This window comes from Bradyrhizobium sp. (assembly GCF_016462955.1).
Lineage (GTDB): Bacteria > Pseudomonadota > Alphaproteobacteria > Rhizobiales > Xanthobacteraceae > Bradyrhizobium.
Map to the genome: position 1 here is coordinate 16,317 of NZ_JAEMSD010000067.1, position 4,024 is coordinate 20,340.

The following is a 4,024-nucleotide window of genomic DNA, read 5'->3' on the forward strand; positions in this document are numbered from 1 at the left end:
GGGCGGCGCTGATCGACCTCAGATACAGAAATGCGCCCAGCAGCGGACCATAGTTACGTCGGAAGTCTCCGTTAAGTTTTGCAATCCTGAAGAGTTCGGACGAGCCCTCGTCTTCGTCGGCCATATGTGCTGAGCAGAGATAGTCTTATCGAGTGTATCCGTCTCGCTCGATCCGATTGAAGCAAAGGCGACCGCGCGGAGACAAGGTCGGCTTCAGCCCCGCAGCCGACGGTGGACATGAATCGTCTGCTCAAAGTCGGAAGTATACATGAGGAGCGCAAAATTACAGGCTGAACAGCCTTTCGTCAGACTGATCACGGCTCGTTCGCCAGACTGATAAGGTTTGTAGTCTTTCCTTATCAGTCGGCAAACTGACTCCGTTTTGTTAGAAACCTTATCAGTCGAAGAACTGACTCCGTGTGCGACCAAAGCTAATCAGTTAGCGGACTGACCCCATTTATCGGTTCTCTGGATTAGTCCTCCATCTGACTCCATTTGCGACCGAACCTTTTCGTCATCGATGATTCCGGGTCACCGCCTTTGTCCTCTCGCTGGTCCGGCGTTGAAATGAATATTTCTTGGCCGCATTGCTCACCAGCACCGACGTGAAGACGCTGCCGAGCGAAGGTCGGCGATTCAAGCTGGCGGAGGCGTCAGCCGGTCGTCAGCGGCCGCGCCGTCGACGGCCGCGATCGCACCTCTCGTCATCGTCGGCATCTTCCTTGAACGACGCATGCTTAACGGCTCACGAGGGGTACGGGGAAGTAGCGGCGAGCAATATAGTGAGATCAACTACGGCCGATCGATGCGGTGCACCTTTCCCGCGCAAAGAGAGGTAAGCCGAACAAAAGGTTGCCGCCGCAAAAGAGGAAGCCCGGCTCAAGTTGCTGTCAGGACCCATACCTTTTACTGTCGTGGCTCCTGGCGGTCTTATTCTTGGTACGGAGGTAAAAACCGGCGACCTCTTCAAGGTGGAGCTGAAGCACCTGCAGCACACGCTGATTTGTGGCGTCTCGGGTGCAGGCAAATCGATTCTGCTTCATCTGCTATGCGCACAAATGCTGGCGCTGCCGGACTTCGAAGAGGTGATCCTGGCAGACCTCAAGGACGGCGTGGAGTTCGACCGCTACCGGGAGAACGGCAAGGCCACGGTGGTGTGGGAGTTCGACGACGTGGTGACGGTCGTTGACCGGCTCGCCGAGCTCGCCCGCGAGCGCTCCGCGGTCATGCGGGCAAACCGCTGGCAGCTGTGGCGGGGTGGTCGCGTCGCGCTGATAGTCGACGAATTCACTGAACTGCAAACCGCGATCGACGCGGCGACCGAACGGGAGGATAAGTCCAAGGCGAAGCGGCTGATGACCAACCTGCTGAGTCTTGCCCGGCGCGCGCGCGCCTACGGCATCATCATCGTAATAGCGGTTCAGAAAGCTACGGACGACGCGATACCAAGCGCCCTGCGGAATCTCCTCGGGTGCAGGCTGGTGCTGCGTTGCGGCAGCAGCCTGATGGCGCGGTCCATGCTGGACATCGGGGACGATTACGAGCGGCTGAGTGAACGGCCGACCGAGCTGCCTGATGGCCGGTTCTACTATTACGACACCAGGACCGGCGCTCTGCGTCGTGTGCAGGCACACATCGTGCCTGGGGTAGAGTTGCTTTGACCAAAGGGAGAGCAGGACACGCCAGCGGATGCGAGCACGGGCCGCGCCAGCGGCCCGCGCGCAGCAGCCGCTCTCTTTTCCTAAGATACCTATGTAACATCACAGGCCGTTTGCCCGTGGGCAAGAGCTGCGATGCAAAGACCGGCACCCATCGTGCTGGGTAAGCAGCAGGGTAGTCGGGCAATCGGATCTGCATGTCAAAGCGCGAACGTGACAAAGCAGGCGAGCAGTATCAGGGCGCCGAAGGCACAACAGGCGAGCCCGTTGAGCTGGCGGCGGCGCTTAGGGGAGAACTCGGCCAGCAAGGGCTGTAGTTCTTGTTCCAGGCCCTTCTGCCACGGCTGTCGCACGGGCTTGGCCCGGGTAACGGTTATGCCTGCGTCAATGCCGTCCCAGGCGCCATTACTGTCGAGGACGTGGTTGATGTACTTGGCGATGACGTCACTGTCGCGGAACGGCACAACGGTATCGTCGCGCCGGAGAGAGCCGCGCATGCGTCGCAGTGATGCGCTATCGGTGTTGATGGTGATGGTGGAGAGCCATGCTGTCGAGGCCATGGAATGTGCTTTCGTTGGTTTCTATTGTACCCAGGGGATAGTCGGGCGCTTGCGGAGGCCGCAGCGCGGCCGAACGCATGCGCCGACTGTTTTCCTTAGATACCCATCCCCCTCTTGTGCTATGGTGGCTTTGCCCCGTTGTCGAGCGGGGCTTTGTGTTGGTGACACGAGCGCAACGTCGCTTCGTCGCTCTTGGTCATGTCGGCGCCTCCTAGTATTCGTTGGCCCGCATGATCGTCATCACGCGCTGGGTAACGGTCGAGTTGGCCGGATCAGGCGAGTAAGCTTTCTTGGACAGATCGTAATAGTCGATCTTCCAGAAATAGCGGACGGCATTCTGGTCGATGGCGCCGAAATCGTGCTCGCCGTGCGGGTCGTTATCGGGCGTGAAGCTGTCAAACGTACGCACCGCTTCGAGCAGCTCGGCCACACGATCCGGTTCGAGGCAGGTTACGCCCTGGGTAAGCAGGACGGTGCCGCCAAACACGAGGTTGCGCCTGAAGCCATCGTTGAGGCTGCGGATTGTTGCGGTGTTGGTGTCGTTGAGCATTTGAGTTTCTCCCGTTGGTTATCGGCTGCGCCATCGCGGCCGGTCGGGAGAATCCGAGGGCAGCAGGCCTGAGCGACCAGTCAAGGAGGCTCCGCGTGCAAAGCCGCGTGGATGCCTTGACGGGTTGCGCTGCAGACCTATTCACCCGACCTTGCCGGCCGGGTGGTGCAGATCTTCAATGGGGAAGCTAAGCTCGAACCAATAGAGTGGATGTGTAGCAGTAGCGAGCGTTCCGCGGCCCTGACCCAACTTCTGGTGAGGATTCGGCTTTACGCACGGCAAATGCTGCCACAGACTTGCATCGGATGGGGGAAGACCAGTGGGCGCGAAGGAAGTCCAGGCGGCGATCAAGAATGCCCTGGGTGCTGTGTTTCCTCGGGACCTGGTGAAATCTGAATGGAGCGTCCGCTCGGATGCGACCGACGACGTGTTCGGCCGAACGCTCTATGCTCCACGGCTGGATATTGCCGTTGGGCCATTCAATGTCACGCGTGAGCGTAAGGATGCGGACCTGGAGAGCATCGACCGCTATGGGCAACATCCGTTGCTGCTCCACCTGAGAAACGAGGTCACCCGTCAGAACCATGGCGGGTTCTACTACAACCCGAACCCCCGTTGCCTGCTGGCCATTGAGCTTGAGTACTCGACCTCGTCAAAACACATCCTGGGTGGCATCACCAACGCCAGCTTGCTCGGCTCTATCGGCGTGATGATTGGCCCCGCGGCTTATATCAACAAGATCCAGCGCATTTGCGCCTATGCGGCGAAACTGCGAGAGATCGAGAAGGCCCACGACGATATGTTCGCCAATATCGTCTGCTTTCCCGACACGCAGTTCTTGGAGCTGCTGAACGCCGCGCACCGGTAATATTCAGTAGCGTCGCAAAAGCACAAATGCGATTTTACGACGCGCCTCGCGACGATGCGTGGCAAATCGACATCCTACCCAGCGGCGCGGAGCAGAACGGTGCTGAATTTCGACCCCTCCTGGCGCTTTAGATCTCCTGGCAAAATCGCCAGGGGCGTGATCGATGAATTCGCCGTCCTGATCAAGCGGGTTGCGGGCCAATACGGCCAGCGTCAGCCAATTATCGAGCACTACAAGCGCTACTTTGCGGATGCGGCGGGCCGCCCCGCGCACCAGAGCTCCTCACTGAGCTGGGCTGAAAGCGATCTCGACGATTACATGCGTGAGGCTGGGGACAACGCGCCGATGTTCATCGAAGCGTTCTTCGACGCTGGCCAGGCCATCAAGA

General features: G+C 59.3%; 4 protein-coding genes and 1 pseudogene. 3 read left to right on the forward strand and 2 right to left on the reverse strand.

The genetic code is table 11. The annotated features are described in order from the left end of the window. Positions 1-884 precede the first annotated feature (884 nt). Positions 885-1,661 carry an FtsK/SpoIIIE domain-containing protein gene (locus JHD07_RS10150; RefSeq protein ID WP_100179059.1) on the forward strand — a complete coding sequence of 259 codons (777 nt, stop codon included), beginning with the start codon at positions 885-887 and terminating at the stop codon, positions 1,659-1,661. A gap of 197 nt (positions 1,662-1,858) precedes the next feature. Here the strand turns inward: JHD07_RS10150 and JHD07_RS10155 are convergent, their stop codons facing one another. Both JHD07_RS10155 and JHD07_RS10160 read right to left on the reverse strand, forming a co-directional pair. Beyond that, a complete protein-coding gene (locus JHD07_RS10155) occupies positions 1,859-2,218 on the reverse strand; it encodes a hypothetical protein (protein WP_291621567.1) in 360 nt (119 codons plus the stop codon). A 211-nt stretch (positions 2,219-2,429) separates the two neighbouring features. Continuing rightward, on the reverse strand, positions 2,430-2,768 hold the full coding sequence (locus JHD07_RS10160) for a DUF3768 domain-containing protein (protein ID WP_212065526.1): 339 nt from the start codon (positions 2,766-2,768) through the stop codon (positions 2,430-2,432). Positions 2,769-3,087: 319 nt separating this feature from the next. Between JHD07_RS10160 and JHD07_RS10165 the strand changes: the two genes are divergently transcribed. Both JHD07_RS10165 and JHD07_RS10170 read left to right on the forward strand, forming a co-directional pair. After that, positions 3,088-3,636, forward strand: a complete 549-nt coding sequence (locus JHD07_RS10165) for a hypothetical protein (protein WP_100179062.1) — start codon at positions 3,088-3,090, stop codon at positions 3,634-3,636. A 99-nt stretch (positions 3,637-3,735) separates the two neighbouring features. Further along, a pseudogene (locus tag JHD07_RS10170) lies at positions 3,736-4,024 on the forward strand (hypothetical protein); the annotation flags it as partial.

What these genes read in the sequence shown, in the direction of transcription:
- JHD07_RS10155 (WP_291621567.1), bottom strand. Translation starts at nt 2,218, where the DNA reads ATGGCCTCGACAGCATGGCTCTCCACCATCACCATCAACACCGATAGC.
- JHD07_RS10160 (WP_212065526.1), bottom strand. Translation starts at nt 2,768, where the DNA reads ATGCTCAACGACACCAACACCGCAACAATCCGCAGCCTCAACGATGGC.